The sequence below is a fragment of the Nocardiopsis sp. iso_40 genome (genome assembly GCF_056173285.1).
In genome coordinates, this window is record NZ_CM149666.1 from 15,562 (window position 1) to 39,039 (window position 23,478).

Below are 23,478 nucleotides of genomic sequence, written 5' to 3' on the forward strand. Positions count from 1 at the left end.
GCGGTTCCTCTCAGGACCAGGGGTCCGGGTCGTCGCCGTAATCGCTGGGGTTGCGGTACGGGGTGTGGCCGCCCACGACGCGGAGTTGAGGGCGGGGGCGGGTGCGGTTGATCGCGATACGCAGGGTGTCGGCGGTCAGGGCGAACCGGCCCTCGGCCGCGACGTGTTCGAGCCCTCGGGAGATCTCGTCATCCGCGTAGCCGTTGGTCAGGGCCTTCTTGACGACGGAGCGGGTCTTGTTCCAGTCGCCCATGCCGTTGGTGGCGCGGTGGTAGACGGTGGTGAGTGCGTTGACCCGCTTGCGGCTGATCGGAGTGGACGGGTCGGGCTGGTCGGAGAAGGCCGTCGGTGTGGCCTGTGACGGCTGGTCGCGCGAACCTTCCCTTATAGGGGCCTCGTTCTCCGTCACCCCCGGGGGTGACGAAGCAGGGGCGCTTGGTCTCCCCCGGGGGTGATCGATTTCCTCGGAAACATGTCCTCCCCGGGGGTGATCTGTTTCCTCGGAAAGGGGTCTTGAGATCGAGACCTGTTTCCCTGGAAACATGTCACCCACGGGGGTGACCGAGTCAGCCTCCGGAATGAGCGCCTGGAAGACCGACTTGGTGCTTCTGCTGCCACGACGTACTTGGCTTAGCAACCCTGCTCCGAGAGCTTCGGACAAGCGTGTCGAAATCCTCTGCGGGGCTCGGGAGAGCAGGACCGCGAGGTCGTTTCGGCCGATCTCGACACGGCCGTCCTCGTCCATGTGCTCCGCCATGACCAGCAAGAGCACGCGCACGCTGTCAGGGACTCGGGCAGTGGCGTAGACGTAGCGCAGCCAGCGGCCGCGCGCCGTGCTCGGGTCGGCCGGTACCACTAGCCCTCCGAGGTGGTCAGGTCGTCCCGGAACTTGGGGGCGCACCAGACCCGCACGACGATGCCGTCCACGATCGCGCGGGCGTCGGGGGTGTTGCCGTGGCGCAGTTCCACATGGGTGTCCAGGTGCGCGGCCCAGTCCCGGACGGCTTGGTGCGAAGTGACTTGTCCCGACAACAGGTCAACGCTCAGACGGGGCGGGACGAAGCAGGAGGTGTAGCTGCCCGGCGCATACAGGGTCCAGTCCACTCCGGGCAGGTCGGCGTAGAGCAGTTCGGTGAGTACCCGGGCGGCGGTGTGCTGGAGTTCTCGGCTGGTGGTCTGAGTGGCCATACTGGGGTCCTCTCGGTTTCGGGAGAAGACGGCCCCACCCGGTGCCTGCAAGCTTGGGGTGGGGCCGTCGTCGCGGTGCGGACGCCGGTTCGGACGCCCCGGCGTGGTGTTACAGGTCAGAGGCGTTCCGAACCGGTTCGGAACGCGGTCCGGAAGCCGGTTCGGAACGGGCCCGGAAGGGTGTGTGATCAGGCGTCGACGAGTGCACGGGCCTCAACCACGACCCAGTCGCCGGTCTCCTCCTCGTGCTGGATCCGGCCGTCCTTCTGGAGCTTGGCGAGGTGGTCGTAGAACCACGTTTTCTTGCGCTCCACCCCCAGCTCTGACAGAGCGGTCTTGAAGTCGTAGGTCTTGAACCGGTGGCCGTTGCCCCAGTCCTCCAAGACGTCAGCGGCGGCGGTGCGAGCCTCTTCCGCTGACCCCTTGGTGCCCTTCTTCGGAGCGACCACGAAGTCGTCCTCCGGATCCAGGGGCGGAATCTCGGTGTCGGGGTCTCCGGTGATCTCGGGGTCGTCGTCGGGGGTGGACAGCACGATCGGATCGATGCCTTCGTCCACGATCAGTTCCTCATCGTCGACCTCGCCGGCCACGTCCGCGACCTCAGGCACCGACACAGCCGGGGCCGGTGCGGTGGTGTTGGTGCGGCCCGCGAGGAACTGGGCGTACTCGGCACCGAACGCGGCCCGCGTGACGGGGTCCAACTTGGCGTCCTGATCCGGGAGGCTGTCAGCGGCGGCGGTCAGGACCTTGTTCTCGTCCTTGGGGTCGGTAGTGGGCGGGCCGAACATCTTGACCGCCACCACGTGCCGGTCGGGGTCGGTGTGCTCGATCGCGGCATAGGCGGCCCCCGGCTTGGACTTGCGCCACCGGGAGGGGTCGCACCCGGCCTCGGTCACGTAGTCCGGGAGCACGAAGGAAGCGTCCGCGTAGTCACGGACCCCGAAGCAGAGCCCGTCACCGAGGTTGGCGCGGGTGTCGGTGTCCAGGTTTCCCCACGTGGCCCGCTGGAGACTGAGGTCCAGGTGCATCCCGACCGACCGGGAGACCCGGGCCACTTCCACGATCTCCTCGAAGTCCACGACCTCTGCGGCCTCTTCCACCAGGATGTGCAGGAAGGTCAGCCCGCACCCGGGCACCCACTGCGAGTGCCCCTGATCGGCCAAGTGGTTGGCGCGGGCCTTGATCGCACGCTTGATCGCGGCCAACTGGCCCCGGGCGTCCTTCTTGGAGTAGGCGGGCCACCCGATCGCACCCTCGATCGGCCCCAAGGTTTGGCGCCCCTTGGCCAGATCGATCGCCAGGGTGAACGTGTCACGTCGGGCGGCGATCTGCACCATCTTGACCTTGCCGTACACGCTCTTGCCCGCACCCGCCATTCCCACGGTCAGGCTGTGGCGGTTGGTGATCTGGTTGTGGAAGGGCTCCCCGTCCTCGTAGGTGCCCAGGTGCAGCGGGTGGTCAGCGATCGAGGCACCCACATGGGCGGGGTTGAGCCCTTCCCAGGGGATGAGGCGGCCCATGACGTCCTTCTTGGTGATGACCAACTCGGCCCGGTCAGCGCGGGAGTGGTCCTCGATCACCCGGATCGCCCCCGGCGCCACCCCGTAGGCGGAGGCGAGTTCCTTGGCGCGGTTTTGCACGGACTCGGCCGTCTCGCCGTTGTCCAAGGTCAGGGCGTGGCGCTGTTGCATGTCGGTGTCGGCGGTGAGCTTGGCCTTGATGTCGCGCAGGTGCAGCTTGGCGGCCACCTCCTCGAACGTGGGCAGCACCCGACCGGAGCCCTTGCGGGAGGGTTCTCCGGTGCCCTGCCCGCGCGCCCACAGGTGCACGTCAGCGGTAGCGGCCAGCGCGGCACCACTGATCAGGAGCACGTCCATCAGAGGCCGTCCGGGACCGAAAGCGGTCGCCAAGCTCAGCCAGGCCGTAGCTCCCCCGATCATCGCGGTGGAGATGTGGTGCGCGTACCAGGTGCGGGCGGCGGTCAGGTGGTGCGCAGCCAGGGTCACGACCCCGCCCGCGGCCGCAATCGCGGCCGCCGCCAGTCCGGTGCTCCACCCCAGGTCGCCCCACAGCCAGTGGGTGAGGAACCCGGCCGGGATCAGCGCGGGTGCTGCCATCCAGGGGCGGACGTAGTCCATGAAGGTCGGGCCGGGCCGCACCGACGCCTCAGCGCTGTTACGGCCGCTCACCACCAGCTCTTTGCGAGCCATCCTCTGTCTCCTTCGTCATGGTGGGGCGGGGCCGCCCGGTGGGCGGCCCCGGCGGTGCGGGTGTCAGGAGGACAGGTCCAGGGACTTCTTGCGCTTCTTGCGCTTGACCAGGTACTCGAAGTGCTTGTGCAGGCTGGCCCAGGTGCGCACCGACTCCACACCCACGGCCCGCTGGGCCTCAGCGGCGCGGCGCAGGTGCCGGGCCACGCTGCGGGCCTTGCGGCGCATCGCCAGGCGGCTCTCACCGCCCCCGGTCGGCAGCTCCTTGAGAGCGGCTTCCAGTTCTTGGGCGGAGAACTCCAGTTCCACGGACAGGGCCCGGGAAAGCTTGCGGGTGGTCTCGACATAGCGGCGGATGTCGGAGCCGGTCTCGAACTCGATCGCTTCGAGGTCGGCCATGATGCGCTTGAGTTCGGAGCGCTCGGTGGGCGGTGCGGGCTTGGCGTCACTCACTGGTGGGTGCCTCCTTGCTGGTGCGGTTCGGGCGGTTGATGACCACGGCGATTACGCCTCGGCCGGGGCCGTAGCGGCGCACGTGCGCGGCGTGCAGATGGGTGCGCCAGGTGGTGCCCCACCAGGCGGCCAGGTCTGCGAGCTGGTTGCGGACGGGTCGGATGTCCAGGCATGCGCTGATCAGCGAGTCCAGGTGGCACAGCAAGTGATCAGCGAAGGAAGCGGCGGCCCGCAGACGGGTACGCCAGTTGGGGCGGTTCATATGGCCACCCCCAGACCCTCGAAGCCGGGAAGGGGCAACTGGTCAGCGCAGACCGGGCACCGGTCGTGCGGTCGGCAGCCGTGGCGCTTGGGGTCGCGGCACTGCTCCGACTCGGGCGGGGTGACCTCGGCCAGGTGCGCGGCGCGCTCTTCTTTGGCCTCGCACTTGCGGAACAGGGCCTGTCCGGTGAGTCCGCACCCGCAGCGGACCCGGAAAACCCACGCTGACCCTTCGGGGGTGAGCTCTTCGCTGCGGTCGATCCGGGGCCGGTGCTTGATCGGCTTCATGAGGCCGCCTCCCCGTCGATCTCGCGGCGGATCCGGCGGACCGTGGACTCTCCCAACCCGAGCTGTTCAGCGATCTCGCCCGTGGGAGCGTCGGGGCGCTCGTACAGAACCTCCTCGACACGGCGACGGTTGATCTCGCCCTGTCGACGGCGACGCTCCTGCGCGGTCAGCGGCCGATCCGGGTCCGGGGAACCCTCGTGTGAGCGGTCCCGCTCGCACGGGCTCTCAGACGCCGTGACCTCCTTGTTCGCCTCATCGGACATGGGGTGGTTCTCACCGTGCGAGCGCTCAGACGGGTTTCCGTGCGAGCGCAGCCAGTCCGAGGCCCCTTCCGCAATGGCTTCCCCGACCTCTTCAAGACCGTCCCCGAGTGGCTGTACGGGCGGAGCGCTCGCACGGGCGGGCTCGGTGTGAGCGGGGCGCTCAGACGGCTGTTCGGGGGTGATCTTCTTGTGCTGGTCGATCTTGGCGATCGACTGGGAGATCGCGTCGGAAGCGGACGTGTTGATCAGGTAGGTCAGCCCAGCGAAGAGAGCGGACCCGACCGAGCAGGCGACCCCGACCGGCCCGGTCCCGAAGTAGGACCCCACGATCGAGATCAGCAGCGGCACGACCATCAGGGCCAGGAACAGCCGCCCGGTGCGGTCATCGATCGTGGTTCCGGCGCGGGCCAGCAGCCCGCGCCAGATGATCACGGCAGTGGACAGCCCGGTCAGACCGACCTCAGCGACCCACCCGACCGGCACCGGCCCGCCCTGGGCTTCAACCAGAGCCCCGAGCCCGATCGCGGACCCCACACTCAGCAGCAGGGACGCGGCCAGCGACACCCGGCCGAACGTGCGCTGGTGGCGGCTCATGTCCAGGATCGTGCGGGCCGGGGAGGTCGCCCGGCGGGCCCGGTCGATGATCTCGGCCACCTCGGTGGCCTCCTCGGCTTGCCGGGCCCGCTCAGCGGCCTCGGCCAGCTTGCGGCGGTGGTCGGCCTGCAACGCCGCTTCCAGCCGCTCAGCGGTCAGCTGGTCGTACTTGGCGCGGGTGGCGGGATTGAGCGCCGGGTCTTCCAGCAGCTCTTGGCCCGGGATCGACTCCAGCGCCTTGGCGGCCTGCACGGTCTGTTGGATCTGGTCAGCGGTGACCGGGGCGGCCTGTCCGGGCTGCCCCTGGCCCTGCTTCTTGGGGAAGCTCACTTGCCCTCCTTGAGCTTGGACAGGCGGGTCAGGGTGTCCAGGTCCGAGCGCCGCTCGATCAGCGGGAACCCGACCAGGTGGACGAACAGGGCGGCGGTGACCAGGAACGCGAACAGCGAGATCAGCTCAACCACGGCGGACTCCCTTCCGGTACCGGGCGGTCTGGGTGATGACCACCACGGGAAGCAGTTCGGAGCTCACACCGACCACCCCGTGACGACCTCGGCGGTCAGGGCCTGAGTGGCGATCTCGCTCAGGCGGTCGTCGAGGATGTCGGCGGCGGCAGCCTCGCGGGCCGCACGGTCTTCGGTCGTCTCGCCGTCGAGGTCGGTGGCGAACAGGTCGGCGCCGTCGGTGATGTCGAGCGCGGCCAGTGCGGCCGGGGTGACCTCGAACAGGGCGTTGGTGGCGGTGGTGGGGGTTTTGGGGGCCGTCGGGGACGGCATCATGGTGGTGCGCATGTGCTTCTCCTCGCAGGTGAACAGGTGCGTGAGAGCCCCGCTGGGCGGCATCCCGGCGGGGCTCGTTGCTGTGTGGGGGATGTGGTGGACCCGGGTGGTCCCCGCCCCGTCTCGCGCTCCCGTGTTGTGCCGGGAGTCGAGAGAGGACAGGCACCCCAGGGGGTGCGTGTCCTCTCGCGCTCCCGTGTTGTGCCGGGAGTCGAGAGAGGACAGGCACCCCAGGGGGTGCGTGTGGCGCAGTCATGAGCGAGGCACCCTCACAGCGGCCTTTCGGCGTGATCGGTCCGTCCGCCTTGACCCCCGTAGGGGCTGAGCTGCGACTTTGTCCACTGTGTCCCCCGGTCATGCCGGGGGTTGTCAAAACACCTGTGCCGTGCGGGATTCCACGCGGTGGACAGGGCTCTGCCCTGGTCACCGGAGTCCTCTTCCGGGCCTCAACTGGCTTGAGCCAGTTGCGCTGTGATCAGTAGAACACACTGGCTTAAGCCAGTCAACGAATTGGCTCAAGCCAGTTGGGTAGACTCTGTGTATGAGCGAGAAACCGCAGGACAAAGGGGTCGACAAGAAGTTGCCGAGTAGGCGCATCGCTGATGAGTTGCGCGCTGCGATCACCTCAGGCGACCTTCCGGAGGGGCACAAGCTTGAGTCGGAGAGGAAGCTCGCGGAGAGGTTCGAGAGTGCTCGCAACACTGCTCGGGAGGCCGTGCGGCTACTTGCCGAGGAAGGGCTCGTTGATGTGCAACACGGGCGCGGCGTCTTCGTACGGCGCAAACGCAAGCTGTTGCGCTTCGGCAGCGAGCGCTACAGCAAGCGTCTGCGTGAGCAGACCGGCCTCTCCCCTTACCGGGCGGAACTCGCAAAGCAAGGGCTCACACCGCGAGTGGACTGCACGTCTATCGAGCGGGTCGTGCCCCCGACCCAGATAGCCAAGCGGCTGGAAGTCGACCCTGAACAGGCCTCAGTGGTTCGGCGGGAGAACTGGTACTACGCCAGCGATGACCAGGCGGAGTATGCCGTTCAGGTGGGGGTCACATACATTCCCTGGTCCATTGCTGAGGGCAGCGTGCTCGCGACATCTGCGCAGATGGGCAAAGGCAGCCTGTACGGGCGGTTCGAGGAGTTGGGGCACCCTATGGCCCGAAGCCGTGAAGAGATCACGGCGCGCATGCCCTCGCAGGAGGAAGTTCAGGGGCTGAAACTCCCGGACGGAGTGCCGGTGATCGACGTTCTGCACACCGGAATCGACCCGGATGGCGTCGCCTTCGAGGTGACGTGCTTCGTGATGCGGGCAGACTTCGGAGGGCTCGACTACAACATGCCGATCGAGGGGTGACATGAAGATCAGACGGCGCGAGGAACGCGATCTCCCCGCTTGCGCGGCGGTGCTCAAGGAGGTCTACGCCAAGGACGGCTATCCCGTCGAAGGGGTGGACGATGCGCTCGGGTGGCTTACCCCTGACGGCCTGGTTGGCGCGTGGGTTGCTGAGTCCGACGGCAAGGTGGTTGGGCATCTGTGCGTAACCGGCGAGCGGGGGGAGGATGCCGCTCGCTTGTGGCAGGCTCGGGACGGTCGGCCGGTCGGTGTGTTGGCCCGGTTGTTCGTCCACCCCGATGCGCGGGGGCTCAGCTTGGGCGAAAGGTTGACCGTGGCTGCCATGGAGGATGCCCAGGAGCGCGGGGCGAGACTGGTCCTGGACGTGATGCAGAAAGACCGGGCAGCAATCCGGCTCTACGAGAAGCTTGGATGGGACCTGCTTGGGGAGATCTCGCACGTTGTTGGAGACCGGCGAGTACCTGCTTTCGCCTATGTTTCCCCGAGTTGATGTACTGCTTTCCCGTACTGCAATACGGGTGGACACGTTCGGACGTCCATGGACGTTGGAAGACTCGTGTTCCAGGTGAGCAAGGGTCCGGTCCGGGTGGAACACTGGCGGATCATTACTGATAAGGATGAGGCCCCAGGTTCAAGTCCTGGTACGCCCACCCAGTTTCATCTGGTCAGAGCCTTGCATCTCCACTCGGAGAGCAGGGCTCTTTCTGTTGTGACCGTCGTCTGACCGTGGAAACCCACACCGTCCCCTGCCTGAGCCCGTTTTCCCCGGCCCTGAACAGAATCGACAGGTCACCGAGTCGACAACGGAGCGAATCGCTATGTCGACTCGACTCCAGCCGAGGGTCCCCGGGGGAAGAGGCACGTCCAACAGCTCCAGGAGCTCCGCGGCGGCCACTCGGTAGGTTCCGCCATAGCGGAGCAGCCGGCAGGGGAACCGGCCGCTTCTGGCGAGCTTGTACGCCGTCGTACTCCCCATGTGCAGGGCGCGTGCGGCTGTCAGCAGGAGCGTTGGTGCAAACAGCGAAGGTCCTGGAGGGGAGGAATCCCGGGAGCTTACGTGTGGGTCTATCGGGTCAGGCGGAGGAAGGCCGTCCACTCGGCCGGAGGCACGCTGAGGTGGCCGAGCTCGTGATTCTGCGTGTCACGTACGGCCGCACCGCTCGCACTCCCCCGGACCTCCACGCAGTTCGCCCCGCCGTCGGAATACGTGCTCTTGCGCCACGTCGGTTTACTGCCCATCGTTCGACTCCTCATTTTCGCTCTCGGGCTCCGGAGGGTCCAAGCACATCAGGATGATCGCCTGACGTGGTCCGCCTAAACGGGCCGTCGGTGCCAGGATCTTCCCTGTGTCCACCGGGACCGTCCTTGGTGACGCTCGTCCACGACCGCGGCGGTGGATCTGGCGGATAAGCCGGACGGGCTCACGTCATGTGGTCTCGAACACGAGCACGGGTCCGTACGCGTTCGTACGGACCGGCCCTTTCCGACTCCCTGAGTTCGCACCGTCCCGGCCGTGCTGGAGCGTGGCCGGGCCTCCGTGGTTCGGATGTGCTGTGCCGGTACAGGCCGACCCGTCGACAGGCCGACACGGCGACATGTCGACTGAACGATCCGTCGACAGGCGGCACCCACCGGGGTTTGCCGTACCGGGACGGCCCATGGAGCCCCACCGGGTCCGTGACCGGGTAAGGCTTGTCCCATGAACAAGCACGACGACCGCATCCGGGTGCGCGGTGCCCGCATCCACAACCTCAAGAACGTGGACACGGAGCTGCCCCGGGACGCCCTGGTCGCCTTCACCGGGGTCTCCGGGTCGGGAAAGTCCTCCCTGGCCTTCGGGACCCTCTACGCCGAGTCCCAGCACCGGTACCTGGAGTCGGTGGCGCCGTACGCGAGGCGCCTGCTCCAGCAGCTCCCGGCCCCGGACGTGGACGACGTCACCGGGATGCCGCCGGCCGTGGCGCTCGCACAGCCGCGCTCCGCGCCCTCGGCCCGCTCCACCGTGGGCACCCTCACCACGCTCTCCAACACGCTGCGCATGCTCTTCTCCCGGGCGGGCACCTACCCGCCCGGGGCGGAGCACCTGGACTCCGACTCCTTCTCCCCCAACACCGCGGCCGGCGCCTGCCCCGTATGCCACGGGGAGGGGGTCGAGCACGAGGTCACCGAGGACTCGCTGGTGCCCGACCCCGGGCTGAGCATCGCCGACGGGGCCGTCGCCTCCTGGCCCGGGGCCTGGCAGGGCAAGAACCTGCGCGACATCCTCGACACCCTCGGGTACGACATCCACCGGCCTTGGCGGGAGCTCCCCCAGGACGAGCGCGACTGGATCCTGTTCACCGGGGAACAGCCCGTGGTGACCGTCCACCCGGTCCGTGAGGCGGGCCGGGTCCACCGGCCCTACCAGGGAAAGTACAGCAGCGCCCGGCGACTGGTGCTCAAGGCCTACGCCTCCTCCGCCAGTGAGGCCCGGCGGCGCAGGGCGGCCGAGTTCATGGTCGACCGGACCTGCCCGGAGTGCGGCGGCCGACGGCTGCGGCGGGAGGCGCTGCGGGTCACCTTCGCCGGGCACACCATCGCCGAACTGGCGGCGCTGCCGCTGACCGAACTGGTCACCCTGCTGCACCCCTGGCGGGAGGAGCCGGGGGCCGCCGGGGCGCTCGTCGGGGAGATCACCGGACGGGTCGAGGTGCTGGCGGAACTGGGCCTGGGCTATCTGAGCGTGGCCCGACCGGCTCCGACCCTGTCCACGGGGGAGTTCCAGAGGATCCGGCTGGCCACCCAGCTGGGCACGGGGCTCTTCGGGGTGGTCTACGTCCTGGACGAGCCCTCCGCGGGCCTGCACCCGGCCGACTGCGAGGCGCTCACCGGGATCCTCCGGCGTCTGCGCGACGGCGGCAACACCGTGTGCTTCGTCGAGCACGACCTGGACATCGTGCGCGGCGCGGACTGGATCGTCGACGTCGGACCGGAGGCGGGCGAGCACGGCGGGCGCGTCCTGTACAGCGGCCCGGTGCCCGGCCTGCGCGAGGTCCCGGAGTCGGTGACCCGCCGCTACCTGTTCCACGACGTCCTTCCGGAGCACCGGCCCCGCGACCCCGTCGGGCAGTTGCGCCTGCGCGGGGCCACCCGCAACAACCTGCGCGAGCTGGACGCCGACATCCCCCTCGGCGTGTTCACCGCCGTCACCGGGGTGTCCGGTTCGGGCAAGTCCTCCCTGCTGGCGGAGATCGGGGACCGGGCCGCCGAGCACGGCCGGGTGGTGTGGGTCAGCCAGCAGCCCATCGGGCGGACGCCGCGCTCCAACCTGGCGACCTACACCGGGCTCTTCGACACGGTGCGCAAGCTGTTCGCGGCCACCGAGAAGGCCCGCTCGCTCGGTTACGGGCCCGGCCGGTTCTCCTTCAACGTCGCGGCGGGGCGCTGCCCCACCTGTGAGGGTGAGGGGTTCGTCTCGGTGGAGCTGCTGTTCCTGCCCACCACCTACGCGCCCTGCCCGGCCTGCGGTAGCTCGCGCTACGACGAGGACACCCTCCGGGTGGAGTACCGGGGGCGCACGGTCGCGGACGTGCTCGCGATGTCGGTCGAGGAGGCGGCGGGATTCTTCACCGGGGAACCGTCGGTACGGCGCTCCCTGGAGACCCTCTCCGGGGTCGGGCTGGGCTACCTGCGCCTGGGCCAGCCCGCCACGGAGCTGTCCGGCGGCGAGGCCCAGCGGATCAAGCTCGCCACCGAACTCCAGCGCCGCCGGGTCGCCGACACGGTCTACCTGCTCGACGAGCCCACCACCGGCCTCCACCCGCACGACACAGACGTCCTCGTCAGCCGCCTGCGCGACCTCGTCGGCGCGGGCGCCACCGTGGTGGCGGCCGAGCACGACATGCGGGTCGTGGCCACCGCGGACCACGTCATCGACCTGGGCCCGGGCGGTGGTTCGCGGGGCGGACGGATCGTCGCGCAGGGCGCGCCCGCGCTGGTCGCGGCGGCCCCGGACAGCCGGACCGGCACCTATCTGAAGGGGCTGCTCTGATGCGCCACGCCCTTTCCCCGAGGTGACCACACGCGCCGAGGTGGAGAGCGTGATCGCGGGTCCGGCTCCAGGCTGGGGCTGAGGCCTCCCGGTCCGGGCGCCCCCAGGCGGGACCGGGGACTTGTCGACAGGCCGACCTGTCGCCATCCTGCGGCCCCCGTCTCGAAGTATGGACGGCGGAGAATTTTTCTTCCCGGTCGTGACCGGGTGGTCGCATGCCGGAAAGCTCCCTTGTCAGAGGGGGATTTCTCACCGACCGTTCGGTCAGGACACATGTCTCTAGCTGGGAAAAGCGTGACCCGATGTAGAAAGTGCCCTGCATCACATGGCATGGTGTCCTGGGGCTCATGGTCTGTCCCGGTATCCCCCGTTCCGCCTTCGGGCCGTGGACCGGCCTACCCGGGCCCAACAGCGAACCCGGCCCCCTCGAGCCGGTAGAGAACTACGGAGCAGCAATGGCGACACCCGACGCCACGGTCCCAGGACCCGGTGGAACCCTCGACCCCAAGGAGAAGCGCAAGGTCCTCGCGGGGACCATGGTCGGTACCACCATCGAGTGGTACGACTTCTTCATCTACGCCCAGGCCGCGGGCCTGGTGCTGGCCCCCCTCTTCCTGGCGCCCCTGTCGGACGCCAGCCCGGCCGTGGCGCAGGTCCTCTCCTTCGCGACCATCGGCATCTCCTTCCTCTTCCGCCCGCTGGGCGCGATCGTCGCCGGGCACCTCGGGGACAAGTTCGGGCGCAAGCGGATCCTGGTCTTCACGCTCGTCATGATGGGGGCCGCCACCTGCGCGATCGGCCTGCTGCCCACCTACGCCCAGATCGGAGTGGCGGCACCGGTCCTGCTGATCCTGATGCGCGTCATCCAGGGCTTCTCCGCCGGCGGTGAGTGGGGCGGCGCGGCCCTGATGTCGGTGGAGCACGCGCCTGTCAACAAGCGCGGTTACTTCGGCGCCTACCCGCAGATCGGCGTGCCGTGCGGCATGATCCTGGCGACCTTCGTGGTCTGGGTCATCACCGCGGTCATCGGCAACGAGGCCTTCCTGGAATGGGGATGGCGCATCCCGTTCCTGCTGTCCTTCCTGCTGATCATCGTCGGCCACCTCATCCGCAAGACGGTCGAGGAGTCCCCGGTCTTCAAGCTCATGCAGCAGCGCCGGGCCAAGTCCTCGGCCCCGCTGGGCCGACTGTTCCGCAAGAACAGCAAGGAGGTCGTCCTCTCCGCGCTGATCTTCGTCGCCAACAACGCCGCCGGTTACCTGGTGATCGCCTTCATGGCCACCTACGCCTCGCGGCCGGTCGAGGAGTTCGGCCTGGGTATGGAGCGGGGGCCGGTCCTGCTGGCCACCACCCTGGCCTCCTTCGGCTGGCTGGTCTCCACCCTGTACGGCGGTTGGATCAGCGACCGGATCGGCCGGGTGCGGACCTTCCAGATCGGCTACGTCCTGCTCGCCGCCTGGGCGGTGCCGATGTGGTTCATGGTCGACACCGCGAACATCTACATGTACTTCCTGGGCCTCTTCGTCTTCACGCTGACCTTCGGCCTGAGCTACGGCCCCCAGTCGGCGCTGTACGCGGAGATGTTCCCGGCGGAGGTCCGCTACTCGGGCGTGTCCATCGGCTACGCGCTCGGGGCGATCCTGGGCGGCGCCTTCGCCGCGATGATCGCCGAGCTGCTGCTGACCAACTTCGGCGCCTCGTGGACCATCGGCGTCTACGTCGTCTTCCTCTCGCTGATCTCCTTCGTCGCGGTCTCCCTGGTGAAGAAGAACCTCCAGGGGATCGACCTGCACGCTGACGAGGACGAGCCCACCTCCGTGACCTGATCACGGGGTGGGCCCTCCCGGCGGGGGCGGTGGTCCGCGGACCACCGCCCCCGCTCCGTGTCCGTCGGCGTCCCCTGACCGTCCGGTCGACGGGGCCGTGCGATGGAACCCCGTGCCGGTAAGTCCCTGTGTCGACATGGCGACCTGGGGACCTGTCGGCACGTCGACAGGGGCCTGGGCCGGAAGCGGGTCAGCCCAGGGCGCCGCGGACGTGGTCGATGACGCCGCCGTTCCACATCATCGAGATGTGTTCCACGCAGCCGGCCTCGATGTTGTCCGCGCCCGGCAGCGAGGTGCTGCTCACCGGCGAGATGACCAGGTCGCAGCGCGAACGGATGGTCGTGTACGAGACCGGTCCGGGGGTGGGGTCCCCGCTGTTGAGGTCGTTCAGGAAGTTCGAACCGTGCCGCATCTCCCCGCAGGGGGTGAGCAGGGACGGGCACAGGTTGGCGACGTCGGTGCCGTTGTTGGGGCCGCCGATGGAGATCCACTGGTCGACGGTCTCGGTGCCGCCGAGGTTCTTGATGTAGTGGCGCGAGGACAGTCCGCCCATGGAGTGGGTCACCAGGTGCACCCGGTCGGTGCCGTGCAGTCCTCGGACCTTGTCCACACGGGCGGCGAGCTGCCCGGCGATGGTGGTGTTCGAACGTGTCCAGTCGTAGGAGAAGACGTGCAGGCGGTCCTGCGGATAGCCGGAGTCCACCAGGGCGGACCGCATGGAGTGCCACTGGCCGCCCTTGCCCATGAATCCGTGGACGAAGACGACCGGCGTGTGCGTGTTGGCCGAGGCGGGGGCGGCGTGCAGGGCCGTGCTCAGGACGAGTACGAGGCCGCACAGCAGAGAGAGCAGGGGTCTCATGTGAGCTCCGTCGGTGGGGGATCGGGGAACTCGATTGTGTGCCCTGCGTCACGATGGGCGCATCGGCTGAATAGCCGGTCCCTTTACTCTTATTTAACCGGTGGGTAACTTGTGGGGGTGAACAGCGTGAACCCGCTCACACGCACCACGCCCCTGTACGGGCGCGCCCACGAACTGTCCGCCCTCCGCCGCCTGCTCGAGGCCGCACGCTCCGGGGTGAGCGGCGGCCTGCTCGTGACGGGCGCCCCCGGCTCGGGGCGGACCGCCCTGCTGGACCGGGCCGTTGAGGAGGCCCGCGACTTCACGGTGCTCCGGTCCCGCGCCGCGCCGGGCGAGGGCCTGCTCCCCCTGGCCGGGCTGCACCAGCTCCTACGGCCCGCACTCCCCTATCTCCCGCGCCTGCCGGAACCGCAGCGCGAGGCGCTCACCCGCGCCCTGGACACCGGAGACCCGGGCGACCCCTTCCCGCTCGCCAACGCGGCCCTGGGCCTGCTCTGCGAGGTCGCGGCTCAGTGCCCCCTCCTGCTCTGCGTGGATGACTTCCACCTGCTCGACCGGCCCTCCCGGGAGGTCGTGGCCTTCGCCGCGCGCAGGTTGGACCATGAGGGGGCGGCGGTCCTGCTCAGCGCCCCGGACGGGGACGCGGACCGGCTGGCCGGAATCCCCGTGCTCCGGTTGCGTCCCCTGGACCACGAGGCCCTCCTGCGCGTTCTGCCCGACGAGGAGCTGGCGGGCCCGGTCGCCGGGGATCTCGCCGCCGCGGCCGAGGGCAACCCCCGGGCCGCCCTCGAACTGCTGGACGGGACCACCGCCGAACAGCGCTCCGGTTCGGTCGTGCTCGAACAGCCGCCGCGCTCTCGGGGCGAGCTCACCGAGGCCTTCGCCCGAACCCTCTCCCGGCTTCCCGGCGCCACACGCCTGGCCCTGGTCCGGCTGGCGGCCGAACCCGGCCGAGGCCCCCGACCCCCGGAAACCGACGTCCTCGAACCCGCCCGGACGGCGGGCCTGGTCGTCGAGGAGGGCCGACACGTGGTTTTCACCCACCCGCTGGCCCGCTCCGCCTGCTACCACCGGGCCCGACCCACCGAACGGAGTTCCGTCCACCTGGCGCTCGCCCGTGTCTGCGAGGCCGAGCAGGAGGAGGACCGCGCCGCCTGGCACCGGGCCCTGGCCGGGAGCGCTCCCGACGAGCGGATCGCCGCGGCCCTCCACCGGGCCGCCCAGCGCACCGCCGACCGGCACGGCCACGCACACGCCGTCCTGCTTCACGAACACGCCGCCCGGCTCACCCCCGATCCCGCCACCCGCGGCCTGCGCCTGACCGAGGCCGCCCGATCCGCCTGGCTTTCGGGCGATCCGGCCCGGGCCCGCCTCGTGCTCGAACGCGTGCGCTCCGCCCCCGACCACGCGGACCTGCTCCGTGCCGAGATGGACCTGCGCTCGGGGGTGGCCATCGACGCCTCCCAACGGCTCGGGGACACCGCCGACCGGCTGGCCGGGAACGACCCCGGGTCCGCACTGCGGATGCTCTTCCAGGCCGGTGAGGCGAGTTGCCTCTCGGGCGACCACACGCGCTTCTTCGCCACCGCGGAGCGAGCCCGCGCCCTCGTGGCCGGGGCAGGGGCCGGCACGGAGGCGGAGCCCGGCCCGGGACGCGGCTCCGGCGCCGGTCCCGACCGGCCCTGGGACCGGCTCGTACTGGACTACATGACGGGCAAGGCCGCCATGTTCCAGGGCCGGCACCGCGAGGGCGCCGTACTCCTGGCCAGGGCCGAGGAGTCCGCGGAGCTCATCGGTGACCCGCAGGCCCTCGTACTGGGCGGGATCGCGGGCCTGCTCCGCGGGGACCACGTGCGCACCCGGGCCCTGGCCGGGCGCGCCGCCGCGGTGGCCCGCCGGACCGGGGCACTCGCCCTCGTGCCCCAGGCCCTGGAGTTCCTGACCTACGCCGAGATGTGGTTCGGCCGCCTGTCCCTGGCACAGGCGAGCGCAACCGAGGGGCTGCGTCTGGCGACCGACTCCGGACAGGACAACTGCGCGAGCCACCACCGGGGCGCCCTCGCCTTCGTCGCCGCGATCCGCGGGGAAGAGGACACGTGCCGGGAGCACGCCGGGACCGCCCTGGCGATGGCGGTGGAACACGACGTCGGACTCCCCGCCGGGCTGGCGGCCTGGGCCCTGGCCCTGCTCGACCTCGGTGCCGGACGCACCGCCGAGGCCGCCATGCGGTTGCGCGTGCTGGCCCGGTCCGGTCCCGGCAGCGGACACGCGGCGGTGCGGTTGCTGCTCACCCCGTACCTGGTGGAGGCTTCCGTGCGCGGCGGGGTGCGGGTCCGGGTCCGCTCCGGGGTGGAGACCTTCGCCAGCTGGGCCGAGGCGACCGGGAACGACACCGCCCTGGCCCTGGTGATGCGTTGCCGGGGCCTGCTCAGCGAGGGGGAGGAGGCGAGCGGGTTCTTCGAGAGCGCGCTCGAACTGCACTCCTCCGGCTACTGCGACTTCGAGGAGGCCCGCACCCGTCTGCTGTTCGGCGGGCACCTGCGACGCTCCCGGCATCCGGGCCTGGCCCGGGAGCACCTGTACACCGCGATGGAGGCCTTCGAACGGTTGGGCGCCCGGCCGTGGGCGCGACAGGCCGGGGAGGAGCTGCGGGCGGCCCGCGGCAGCGCGGCGGCGCGCCGGAGAACCGGGCTGGAGCCGCTCAGTCCGCAACAGCTCCGGATCGCCCGGCACGTCGCTGACGGCGCCACCAACCGGGAGGTCGCTTCGCGGCTCTTCCTGAGCACCCGCACGGTCGACCACCATCTGCGCAACATCTACAGCAAGCTCGGGATCCGCTCCCGGGTCGAGCTCTCCCGGCTGATCGGTGTTTCCCGGGAGCGGGGGCACGAACCCGGGTGAGACCCCCGTTCCGCGTGGCCGCGGGACCGCGGTCCCACGCGCGGAGCAGAGAGGGGGTGGGGGCGCGGTGCGGCCCCGGGCCCTCACGGGTCCCGGGGCCGCACCGGCTTCCGGCCGGGCCCGCCTCAGCGCTCGGTCACCCGGCGTTCGTTGGGCACGCAGTGGGTCATGGTCAGACCCGAGACGTCCCGGGGGCCGTTCGCACCCAGGTTCGCCAGGCGTTCCCGGTCCTCGTCCGTCAGTTCCTGGCCCCGCAGGGGCTCCAGGTGCGACACGTCACCGGGCTCGATCCCCAGCCCCTTGCCGACACGTGTGCCCAGTTCGTCCTCGACCAGGAGGAGGTGCCAGACCATCCGTTCCCGGACCGCGCGGTCGCACTGGGAGAGCAGGCCGGTGAAGTTGTGCACCAGGTCGTCGCGCTCCCACTGCTCCATCAGCAGGTACCGCTGCCCCGCCTGCCGGTAGTCGTTGGTGCGGCTGATGCGTTTGCGGGTGAGCCGTCCCCTGATCTCGGGGCCCTGTTCGTCATGGGTGGGGTACTGCCCCTCCCGCAGCCCGCCGGTGATGGAGGGCTCGTAGTTGACGTGCGGGTTCCCGCCCCCGGTGTCCTGGTGGTAGGCCATCAGCCCGTCCCGCTGGTTGGTGCGTACGGACGCGTTCCTGGCCTGGTTGACCGGCAGCTGCAGGTAGTTGGGGCCCACCCGGTACCGCTGGGTGTCGCTGTAGGAGAAGGTGCGGCCGACCAGCATCTTGTCGTCGGAGAAGTCCAGCCCGTCCACGAGCACGCCGGTGCCGAAGGAGATCTGCTCGTTCTCGGCGAAGTTGTCCGAGACGTTCCGGTCGAGCACGATGCGCCCCACCGGCTTGGGCGGGAAGTCCTGCTCGGGCCAGGTCTTGGTGTCGTCCAGGGGGTCGAAGTCGAGTTCGGGGTGCTCCTCGTCGCTCATCATCTGCACGAGCAGCTCCCATTCGGGGTACTCGCCGCGGTCGATGGCCTCGTGCAGGTCCCTGGTCGCGTGCCCCGTCTCGGACGCCTGGATGTTCGCGGCGTCGGCCTCGGTCATGCTGCGGACCCCCTGCTTGGGCATCCACGTGTACTTGACCAGGACGGTCTCGCCCGCCTGGTTGACCCACTTGTAGGTGTTGACCCCGAACCCCTGCTGGTGCCGGTAGTCCGCGGGGATGCCGCGGGGGCTGAAGAGGTTGACGAGCATGTGCATGCTCTCGGGGGTCTGGGACATGAAGTCGAAGATCCGGTTGGGCTCCTGCCGGAACGTCACCGGGTCCGGTTTCAGGGCGTGGATCACGTCCGGGAACTTGATGGCGTCGCGGATGAAGAACACCGCGAGGTTGTTGCCCACCAGGTCCCAGTTGCCGTCCTCGGTGTAGAACTTGACGGCGAAGCCCCGGGGGTCCCGCGCGCACTCGGAGGAGTCGCGTCCGCCGATCACCGTGGAGAAGCGCAGCGCGATGTCGGTGCGCTTCCCCTTGCCCTGGAACAGTTTGGCGCGCGTGTAGCGGTCGATGGGCTCCCCGCCCCAGGTGCCGTAGGACTCGAAGTACCCGAACGCGGTCACCCCGCGGGCGTGCACCACCCGCTCGGGGATCCGCTCACGGTCGAAGTGGCTGATCTTCTCCAGGAACTGGTAGTTCTCCAGGGTGGCGGGGCCCCGTTCGCCCACAGTGCGCTGGTTCTGGTTGTCGTAGACGGGGTGGCCCTGGCGGTTGGTGAGTACTCCGCGCTCGTCCTCGGGCGCGGGCCCCCGGCCGGATACGTCGGTCATGCGGCTGGTCCTCTCCCTGCGGGTCAGGCTTCCTCACCCCTGCCACTGCCCGTGATCACACTGGGTGATACGCACATGGCGGAAACATTGCCAAGGAAGGGGTCGGGGCGGAGTGTCGACAGGTCGCTTCGCCGACAGGCCGATACGCGGGGCGGCGCCGACACGGTTCGCCGGGCGGGCGTTTCACGTGAAACACCGGAGGTGCCGCGCCCCCGGGCGGAGGGCGGAGCCTCGGGCGGGAGGGCGGAGAGGGCGCCGAGCCGAACACCGGGAGGGCGCCGCGCGGCTCAGGCGTCGCGCACCTGGTCCTCACGGTGGACGACGGGGGGCTCCACCGACCAGGGGAAGTTGATCCAGCGGTCCGTGTGCTTCCACACGTACTCGCACTTGACCAGTGACTGCGGCTTCTCGTAGATGACCGCGCTGCGCACCTCGGCGGTGTGCTCGGCGCAGAAGTCGTGCACCAGCTTGAGCGTCTTGCCGGTGTCGGCGACGTCGTCGGCGACCAGCACCTTCTTCTTGCTCAGGTCGACCACGTTGGGCACCGGCGGCAGCATGACTGGCATGTCCAGCGTGGTACCGACCCCCGTGTAGAACTCCACGTTCATCACGTGCAGGTTCTTGACGTCGAGTGCGTACCCCAGACCGCCGGCGACGAAGAGGCCGCCCCGGGCGATGGACAGGATGATGTCGGGCTCGTACCCGTCGTCGGCGATCGCCTGGGCCATGTCACGCATCGCGGTGCCGAAGAGCTCGTAGCTCAGGTTCTCGCGCTCGTCGCTCACTGTCTGGTCCCCCCGGTGTTCTCGGTGTGAAGTGCGCCCGGCGCCTCGCAGGTCAGGCCGCTCACGGCACCGGTACATGCTAACGACGGCCGGGGCGCGGCCGTCGGCGCGGGGCGGTCCGCGCAGGGCGAGCGGCCGGGGAGTCGGTATGGGGACAGGTCGACAGATCGACCCGTGCGACCACGGTCACGGCGTGCGGTGTCCCCGGCCACATGTCCACCGCGCCCCGTGTCCCGGGTCACATGCATGGACAAAATGCTCGAAAATCAGCGAACTCACATGACATTTTCTTGATTCCTCCTGGTTTGTGGCGAACAGATGGTCGCAAATAGCACCATGTCCCTGTACAGATCTTCCGTGAACCAGGAGGTTGCAGCATGGCTGAACACCAGGGCCTTCTCCCCTCCGAGCGGCCGCTACGGCTGCTCGACGAGTCCGGGGTCCCGGTCAGCGAGACCGACCTGCGGATGCCGGGCTCCCAGCGCCTCCTGGAGGCCTACACCTCCCTGGTGATCGGCCGCCGCGTCAACGACCAGGCCAGCGCCCTCGTCCGCCAGGGCCGCCTCGCGGTCTACCCCTCCTCGCACGGCCAGGAAGCCTGCCAGACCGGTGCCGCGCTCGCCCTGGCCGACGGCGACTGGCTGTTCCCGACCTACCGCGACACCGCGGCCGTCGTCGCACGCGGCGTCGACCCGGTCGAGGTCCTCACCCTCCTCAAGGGCGACTGGCACGCGGGCTACGACCCCTACGAGCACAACGTCGCACCCCAGGCCACCCCGCTCGCCACCCAGCTCCTGCACGCCGTCGGCGTGGCCCACGCGGCCCGCCTGCGCGGCGAGGACACCGTGGTCATGGCCCTGTGCGGCGACGGCGCCACCAGTGAGGGCGACTTCCACGAAGCCCTCAACTTCGCCGCCGTCTTCAGGGCCCCGGTCGTGTTCTTCGTGCAGAACAACGAGTACGCGATCTCCGTCCCCCTGGCCAAGCAGAGCGCCGCCCCCTCCCTCGCCCACAAGGGCGTCGGCTACGGAGTCAACGGCGAGCGGGTGGACGGCAACGACGCCGCCGCCGTCCTCGCCGTCCTGGAGGACGCCGTCGGGGCCGCCCGCTCCGGCGAGGGCCCCCAGCTGGTCGAGGCGCACACCTACCGGATGCAGGCGCACACCAACGCCGACGACGCCTCCCGCTACCGCAGCGAGGACGAGGTAGACCCCTGGGTGGCCCGCGACCCGCTGCTGCGGATGGAGGCCTACCTTCGGAAGAAGCGGGTGCTCACCAAGGCCAGGCGGACCGAGATCACCGAGAGGGCCGAGGCCGTCGCCACCGCCATGCGCGAGGGGGTCAACCGGGACGTGCAGCCCGACGGCGCCGAGCTGTTCGCGCACGTGTTCGCCTCCCCCACCCCGCAGTTGACCGAACAGGCCGCCTTCCTGGCCGACGAACTGAGCAGAGAGGGCAACTGACATGGCGACCGAGAAGCTCTCCATGGCGCAGGCGCTCAACCGGGCGCTGCGCGACTCCCTCGCCGAGGACCCCGCCGTGTACGTCTTCGGCGAGGACGTCGGCCCTCTCGGAGGAGTCTTCCGGATCACCGACGGCCTGACCGCGGAGTTCGGCGAGGACCGCTGCTTCGACACCCCGCTCGCCGAGTCCGGGATCGTCGGCATGGCCGTGGGTATGGCGATGAACGGTATGCGACCGGTGGTCGAGATGCAGTTCGACGCCTTCGCCTACCCGGCCTTCGAACAGATCGCCAGCCACGTCGCCAAGACCCGCAACCGCACCCGCGGCCGGGTCGGCCTGCCGATGGTCATCCGCGTCCCCTTCGCGGGCGGTATCGGCGGGGTCGAGCACCACTGCGACTCCTCCGAGGCCTACTACGCGCACACCCCGGGCCTGAAGGTCGTCACCCCCGCCACCCCCGAGGACGCCTACCACCTGCTGCGCGAAGCCATCGCCTCCCCCGACCCGGTGGTCTTCATGGAGCCAAAGAAGCTCTACTGGGCCAAGGACGAGGTGGACTTCGACCGCCCCGCCCCCGGGATCGGCCGGGCCGTGGTCCGCCGCGAGGGGACCGACGCCACCCTCATCGCCTACGGGCCGGCCGTGCCCACGGCCCTGGAGGCCGCCGAGGCAGCCGCTCAGGAGGGCCGCAGCCTCCAGGTCGTGGACGCGCGCTCGGTCGTGCCCTTCGACGACGAGACCGTGTGCGCGGCGGTGCGCTCCACCGGACGCGCCGTGGTGGTCGCCGAGGCCAGCGGGTACGCGAGCGTCGCCTCGGAGATCGTCGCCCGGGTCACCGAGCGCTGCTTCCACTCCCTGGCAGCCCCGGTCCGCCGGGTCACCGGCTTCGACATCCCCTTCCCCCCGCCCAAGCTGGAGCGTTTCCAGCTGCCCAGCGTGGACCGCATCCTCGACGCCGTCGACGACCTGCAGTGGGAGGACCAGTGACCGCCCAGACCTTCGACCTCCCCGACCTGGGAGAGGGCCTCACCGAGGCCGAGGTCGTGAAGTGGCTGGTCGCCGTCGGCGACACCGTCGCCGTCGACCAGCCGATCGCCGAGGTGGAGACCGCCAAGTCGATCGTCGAGGTCCCCTCCCCCTTCGCCGGGACGGTCAGCGTCCTGCACGGCGAGGAGGGCGAGGTCCTGGAGGTCGGCAAGCCGCTCATCACCGTCGGATCCGGTTCCCTGGCCGAGGTCCCGACCGCGGAGTCCCCCGTCGCGGAGGCGTCCGTCAGCGGGACGGAGCCGTCGGCCCCGGCAGCCACGGGGGCCGAGGCCGACGCCGCTGGCGAGCGCTACCGCGAGGAGGAGCGCGCGGGTTCGGGCAACGTCCTGATCGGCTACGGCACCCCCGAGTCCACGGGCTCGGGTCGTCGCCGCCGTCCGCGCAACCGTCCGCCGTCGCACGGCGCCCAGCCGCCGGCCCCCGCGGCCGCTCCGGCCCCCGCACCGGCGCGCCGGGTCCCGCTGGTCACCTCACCGCTGGTCCGCCAACTGGCCCGGGAAGCCGGGCTGCGGGTGGCCGACATCGAGGGCAGCGGCCCGGGTGGGCTCATCACCCGCCGCGACGTACGCTCCGCGATCGAGGCGGCCGGTGCCAACACCGCTCCGGCCCCGTCCGCCCCGATCGCGGTCCCCACTCCGACGGCCCCCGCCCAGGTGGAGCCGGGTGCCGTCGACGCCCGCACGGGCCTGGCCGAGTCGAGGCGGGAGGCGATGGGCGCCTTCCGCAGGACCGTGGCCGCCTCGCTCTCGCGCAGCCGCAGCGAGATCCCCGAGGCCACCGTGTGGGTGGACGTGGACGCCACGGAACTGGTGCGCCTGCGCCGGTCCGACCCGGAGGGCCCCGGCCTGCTCGCCTACGTGGCACGTTTCGTGCTCGCCGGTCTGCGTGCCCACCCGGAGCTCAACGGGCTGGTGGACACCGAGCGCGAGGAGCTCGTCCAGTACGACGGCGTCAACCTCGGTCTGGCCGTCCAGACCGACCGCGGCCTGGTCGCTCCCGCCGTCATGGGCGCCCACAAGCTCACCACCGCCGAACTGGACACCGAGATCAAGGAGCTCACCCGGCTGGCCCGGGCAGGGAAGGCCACCCCCGCCCAGCTCACCGGGGGCACGTTCACGCTGAACAACTACGGTGCGCTGCGCGTGGACGGCAGCGCCGCGATCATCAACCACCCGCAGGTCGCCATCCTCGGCCTCGGCCGGATCATCGACCGCCCCTGGGCGGTGGACGGTGAGCTGACGGTCCGCAAGATCACCCAGCTGTCGTTCGCCTTCGACCACCGCGTCTGCGACGGCGGAGCCGCGGCGGGCTTCATGCGCGTGGTCGCCGACGCCATGGAGAACCCGGCCAGGGCCGTCGCCCGCCTGTAGACCGGGGTCGCCGGACAGATCCGGCGGCCCG

At 70.1% G+C, this 23,478-nt stretch carries 22 protein-coding genes; 8 read left to right on the top strand and 14 right to left on the bottom strand.

Going from position 1 to position 23,478, the window contains the following annotated elements:
* Nucleotides 1-10: 10 nt before the first annotated feature.
* The 9 genes from AC0VYD_RS00065 to AC0VYD_RS00105 form a co-directional block, all read right to left on the bottom strand.
* A complete protein-coding gene (locus AC0VYD_RS00065) occupies nt 11-409 on the bottom strand; it encodes a hypothetical protein (protein ID WP_475477990.1) in 399 nt (132 codons plus the stop codon).
* A gap of 446 nt (nt 410-855) precedes the next feature.
* Entirely contained in the window at nt 856-1,188 is a 333-nt protein-coding gene (locus AC0VYD_RS00070) for a hypothetical protein (protein WP_475477991.1), read from the bottom strand.
* A 188-nt stretch (nt 1,189-1,376) separates the two neighbouring features.
* Complete coding sequence (locus AC0VYD_RS00075; RefSeq protein ID WP_475477992.1) at nt 1,377-3,398, bottom strand: hypothetical protein; 2,022 nt, start codon at nt 3,396-3,398, stop codon at nt 1,377-1,379.
* A gap of 63 nt (nt 3,399-3,461) precedes the next feature.
* Entirely contained in the window at nt 3,462-3,851 is a 390-nt protein-coding gene (locus tag AC0VYD_RS00080) for a hypothetical protein (RefSeq protein ID WP_475477993.1), read from the bottom strand.
* The gene (locus AC0VYD_RS00085) at nt 3,844-4,113 is read right to left on the bottom strand and encodes a hypothetical protein (RefSeq protein WP_475477994.1); all 270 of its coding nucleotides are present in this window, start codon (nt 4,111-4,113) and stop codon (nt 3,844-3,846) included. Before AC0VYD_RS00085 ends, AC0VYD_RS00080 begins: the two co-directional genes overlap by 8 nt.
* On the bottom strand, nt 4,110-4,400 hold the full coding sequence (locus tag AC0VYD_RS00090) for a hypothetical protein (protein ID WP_475477995.1): 291 nt from the start codon (nt 4,398-4,400) through the stop codon (nt 4,110-4,112). Before AC0VYD_RS00090 ends, AC0VYD_RS00085 begins: the two co-directional genes overlap by 4 nt.
* Nucleotides 4,397-5,587 (bottom strand): hypothetical protein, encoded by a 1,191-nt coding sequence (locus AC0VYD_RS00095; protein WP_475477996.1) that lies wholly within the window; start codon nt 5,585-5,587, stop codon nt 4,397-4,399. Before AC0VYD_RS00095 ends, AC0VYD_RS00090 begins: the two co-directional genes overlap by 4 nt.
* On the bottom strand, nt 5,584-5,721 hold the full coding sequence (locus tag AC0VYD_RS00100; protein ID WP_475477997.1) for a hypothetical protein: 138 nt from the start codon (nt 5,719-5,721) through the stop codon (nt 5,584-5,586). Before AC0VYD_RS00100 ends, AC0VYD_RS00095 begins: the two co-directional genes overlap by 4 nt.
* Before the next feature lie 63 nt (nt 5,722-5,784).
* A complete protein-coding gene (locus AC0VYD_RS00105; RefSeq protein WP_475477998.1) occupies nt 5,785-6,048 on the bottom strand; it encodes a hypothetical protein in 264 nt (87 codons plus the stop codon).
* Nucleotides 6,049-6,577: 529 nt separating this feature from the next.
* On the opposite strand from AC0VYD_RS00105, the gene AC0VYD_RS00110 reads away from it, so the two are divergent.
* Nucleotides 6,578-7,381, top strand: coding sequence for a GntR family transcriptional regulator (locus AC0VYD_RS00110; protein ID WP_475477999.1), 804 nt, complete (start codon nt 6,578-6,580; stop codon nt 7,379-7,381).
* A gap of 1 nt (nt 7,382) precedes the next feature.
* Nucleotides 7,383-7,871: an N-acetyltransferase family protein gene (locus AC0VYD_RS00115; protein ID WP_475478000.1), complete on the top strand. Its 489-nt coding sequence runs from the start codon at nt 7,383-7,385 to the stop codon at nt 7,869-7,871.
* Between the two features lie 141 nt (nt 7,872-8,012).
* On the opposite strand, the gene AC0VYD_RS00120 is transcribed toward AC0VYD_RS00115, so the two are convergent.
* Nucleotides 8,013-8,357: a hypothetical protein gene (locus AC0VYD_RS00120; RefSeq protein WP_475478001.1), complete on the bottom strand. Its 345-nt coding sequence runs from the start codon at nt 8,355-8,357 to the stop codon at nt 8,013-8,015.
* A gap of 89 nt (nt 8,358-8,446) precedes the next feature.
* Nucleotides 8,447-8,635 (bottom strand): DUF397 domain-containing protein, encoded by a 189-nt coding sequence (locus AC0VYD_RS00125; protein WP_475478002.1) that lies wholly within the window; start codon nt 8,633-8,635, stop codon nt 8,447-8,449.
* A gap of 445 nt (nt 8,636-9,080) precedes the next feature.
* Here AC0VYD_RS00125 and AC0VYD_RS00130 point away from each other — a divergent pair, with 445 nt between their 5' ends.
* The gene (locus AC0VYD_RS00130; protein WP_475478003.1) at nt 9,081-11,411 is read left to right on the top strand and encodes an ATP-binding cassette domain-containing protein; all 2,331 of its coding nucleotides are present in this window, start codon (nt 9,081-9,083) and stop codon (nt 11,409-11,411) included.
* 455 nt (nt 11,412-11,866) lie between these two features.
* A complete protein-coding gene (locus AC0VYD_RS00135) occupies nt 11,867-13,237 on the top strand; it encodes an MFS transporter (RefSeq protein ID WP_475478004.1) in 1,371 nt (456 codons plus the stop codon).
* A 190-nt stretch (nt 13,238-13,427) separates the two neighbouring features.
* Here AC0VYD_RS00135 and AC0VYD_RS00140 read toward each other — a convergent pair whose 3' ends face one another.
* A complete protein-coding gene (locus tag AC0VYD_RS00140) occupies nt 13,428-14,096 on the bottom strand; it encodes an esterase/lipase family protein (RefSeq protein WP_475478005.1) in 669 nt (222 codons plus the stop codon).
* Nucleotides 14,097-14,213: 117 nt separating this feature from the next.
* Here AC0VYD_RS00140 and AC0VYD_RS00145 point away from each other — a divergent pair, with 117 nt between their 5' ends.
* On the top strand, nt 14,214-16,997 hold the full coding sequence (locus AC0VYD_RS00145) for a helix-turn-helix transcriptional regulator (protein ID WP_475478006.1): 2,784 nt from the start codon (nt 14,214-14,216) through the stop codon (nt 16,995-16,997).
* A 125-nt stretch (nt 16,998-17,122) separates the two neighbouring features.
* Here the strand turns inward: AC0VYD_RS00145 and AC0VYD_RS00150 are convergent, their stop codons facing one another.
* The gene (locus tag AC0VYD_RS00150) at nt 17,123-18,781 is read right to left on the bottom strand and encodes a catalase (RefSeq protein WP_475478007.1); all 1,659 of its coding nucleotides are present in this window, start codon (nt 18,779-18,781) and stop codon (nt 17,123-17,125) included.
* Between the two features lie 287 nt (nt 18,782-19,068).
* Nucleotides 19,069-19,566, bottom strand: coding sequence for a phosphoribosyltransferase (locus AC0VYD_RS00155; protein WP_017588108.1), 498 nt, complete (start codon nt 19,564-19,566; stop codon nt 19,069-19,071).
* Between the two features lie 377 nt (nt 19,567-19,943).
* Here AC0VYD_RS00155 and pdhA point away from each other — a divergent pair, with 377 nt between their 5' ends.
* The 3 genes from pdhA to AC0VYD_RS00170 are packed head-to-tail and all read left to right on the top strand — an operon-like array spanning nt 19,944 to nt 23,447.
* Entirely contained in the window at nt 19,944-21,029 is a 1,086-nt protein-coding gene (gene pdhA, locus AC0VYD_RS00160; RefSeq protein ID WP_475478008.1) for a pyruvate dehydrogenase (acetyl-transferring) E1 component subunit alpha, read from the top strand.
* A 1-nt stretch (nt 21,030) separates the two neighbouring features.
* Nucleotides 21,031-22,017, top strand: a complete 987-nt coding sequence (locus AC0VYD_RS00165) for an alpha-ketoacid dehydrogenase subunit beta (RefSeq protein ID WP_475478009.1) — start codon at nt 21,031-21,033, stop codon at nt 22,015-22,017.
* Complete coding sequence (locus tag AC0VYD_RS00170; RefSeq protein ID WP_475478010.1) at nt 22,014-23,447, top strand: dihydrolipoamide acetyltransferase family protein; 1,434 nt, start codon at nt 22,014-22,016, stop codon at nt 23,445-23,447. Before AC0VYD_RS00165 ends, AC0VYD_RS00170 begins: the two co-directional genes overlap by 4 nt.
* Nucleotides 23,448-23,478: the final 31 nt, after the last annotated feature.

Coding starts and splice junctions, on each gene's coding strand:
- AC0VYD_RS00070 (WP_475477991.1), bottom strand. CDS start 1,188: ATGGCCACTCAGACCACCAGCCGAGAACTCCAGCACACCGCCGCCCGG.
- AC0VYD_RS00075 (WP_475477992.1), bottom strand. CDS start 3,398: ATGGCTCGCAAAGAGCTGGTGGTGAGCGGCCGTAACAGCGCTGAGGCG.
- AC0VYD_RS00085 (WP_475477994.1), bottom strand. CDS start 4,113: ATGAACCGCCCCAACTGGCGTACCCGTCTGCGGGCCGCCGCTTCCTTC.
- AC0VYD_RS00090 (WP_475477995.1), bottom strand. CDS start 4,400: ATGAAGCCGATCAAGCACCGGCCCCGGATCGACCGCAGCGAAGAGCTC.
- AC0VYD_RS00105 (WP_475477998.1), bottom strand. CDS start 6,048: ATGCGCACCACCATGATGCCGTCCCCGACGGCCCCCAAAACCCCCACC.
- AC0VYD_RS00110 (WP_475477999.1), top strand. CDS start 6,578: ATGAGCGAGAAACCGCAGGACAAAGGGGTCGACAAGAAGTTGCCGAGT.
- AC0VYD_RS00115 (WP_475478000.1), top strand. CDS start 7,383: ATGAAGATCAGACGGCGCGAGGAACGCGATCTCCCCGCTTGCGCGGCG.
- AC0VYD_RS00120 (WP_475478001.1), bottom strand. CDS start 8,357: ATGGGGAGTACGACGGCGTACAAGCTCGCCAGAAGCGGCCGGTTCCCC.
- AC0VYD_RS00125 (WP_475478002.1), bottom strand. CDS start 8,635: ATGAGGAGTCGAACGATGGGCAGTAAACCGACGTGGCGCAAGAGCACG.
- AC0VYD_RS00130 (WP_475478003.1), top strand. CDS start 9,081: ATGAACAAGCACGACGACCGCATCCGGGTGCGCGGTGCCCGCATCCAC.
- AC0VYD_RS00135 (WP_475478004.1), top strand. CDS start 11,867: ATGGCGACACCCGACGCCACGGTCCCAGGACCCGGTGGAACCCTCGAC.
- AC0VYD_RS00140 (WP_475478005.1), bottom strand. CDS start 14,096: ATGAGACCCCTGCTCTCTCTGCTGTGCGGCCTCGTACTCGTCCTGAGC.
- AC0VYD_RS00150 (WP_475478007.1), bottom strand. CDS start 18,781: ATGACCGACGTATCCGGCCGGGGGCCCGCGCCCGAGGACGAGCGCGGA.
- pdhA (WP_475478008.1), top strand. CDS start 19,944: ATGGCTGAACACCAGGGCCTTCTCCCCTCCGAGCGGCCGCTACGGCTG.
- AC0VYD_RS00165 (WP_475478009.1), top strand. CDS start 21,031: ATGGCGACCGAGAAGCTCTCCATGGCGCAGGCGCTCAACCGGGCGCTG.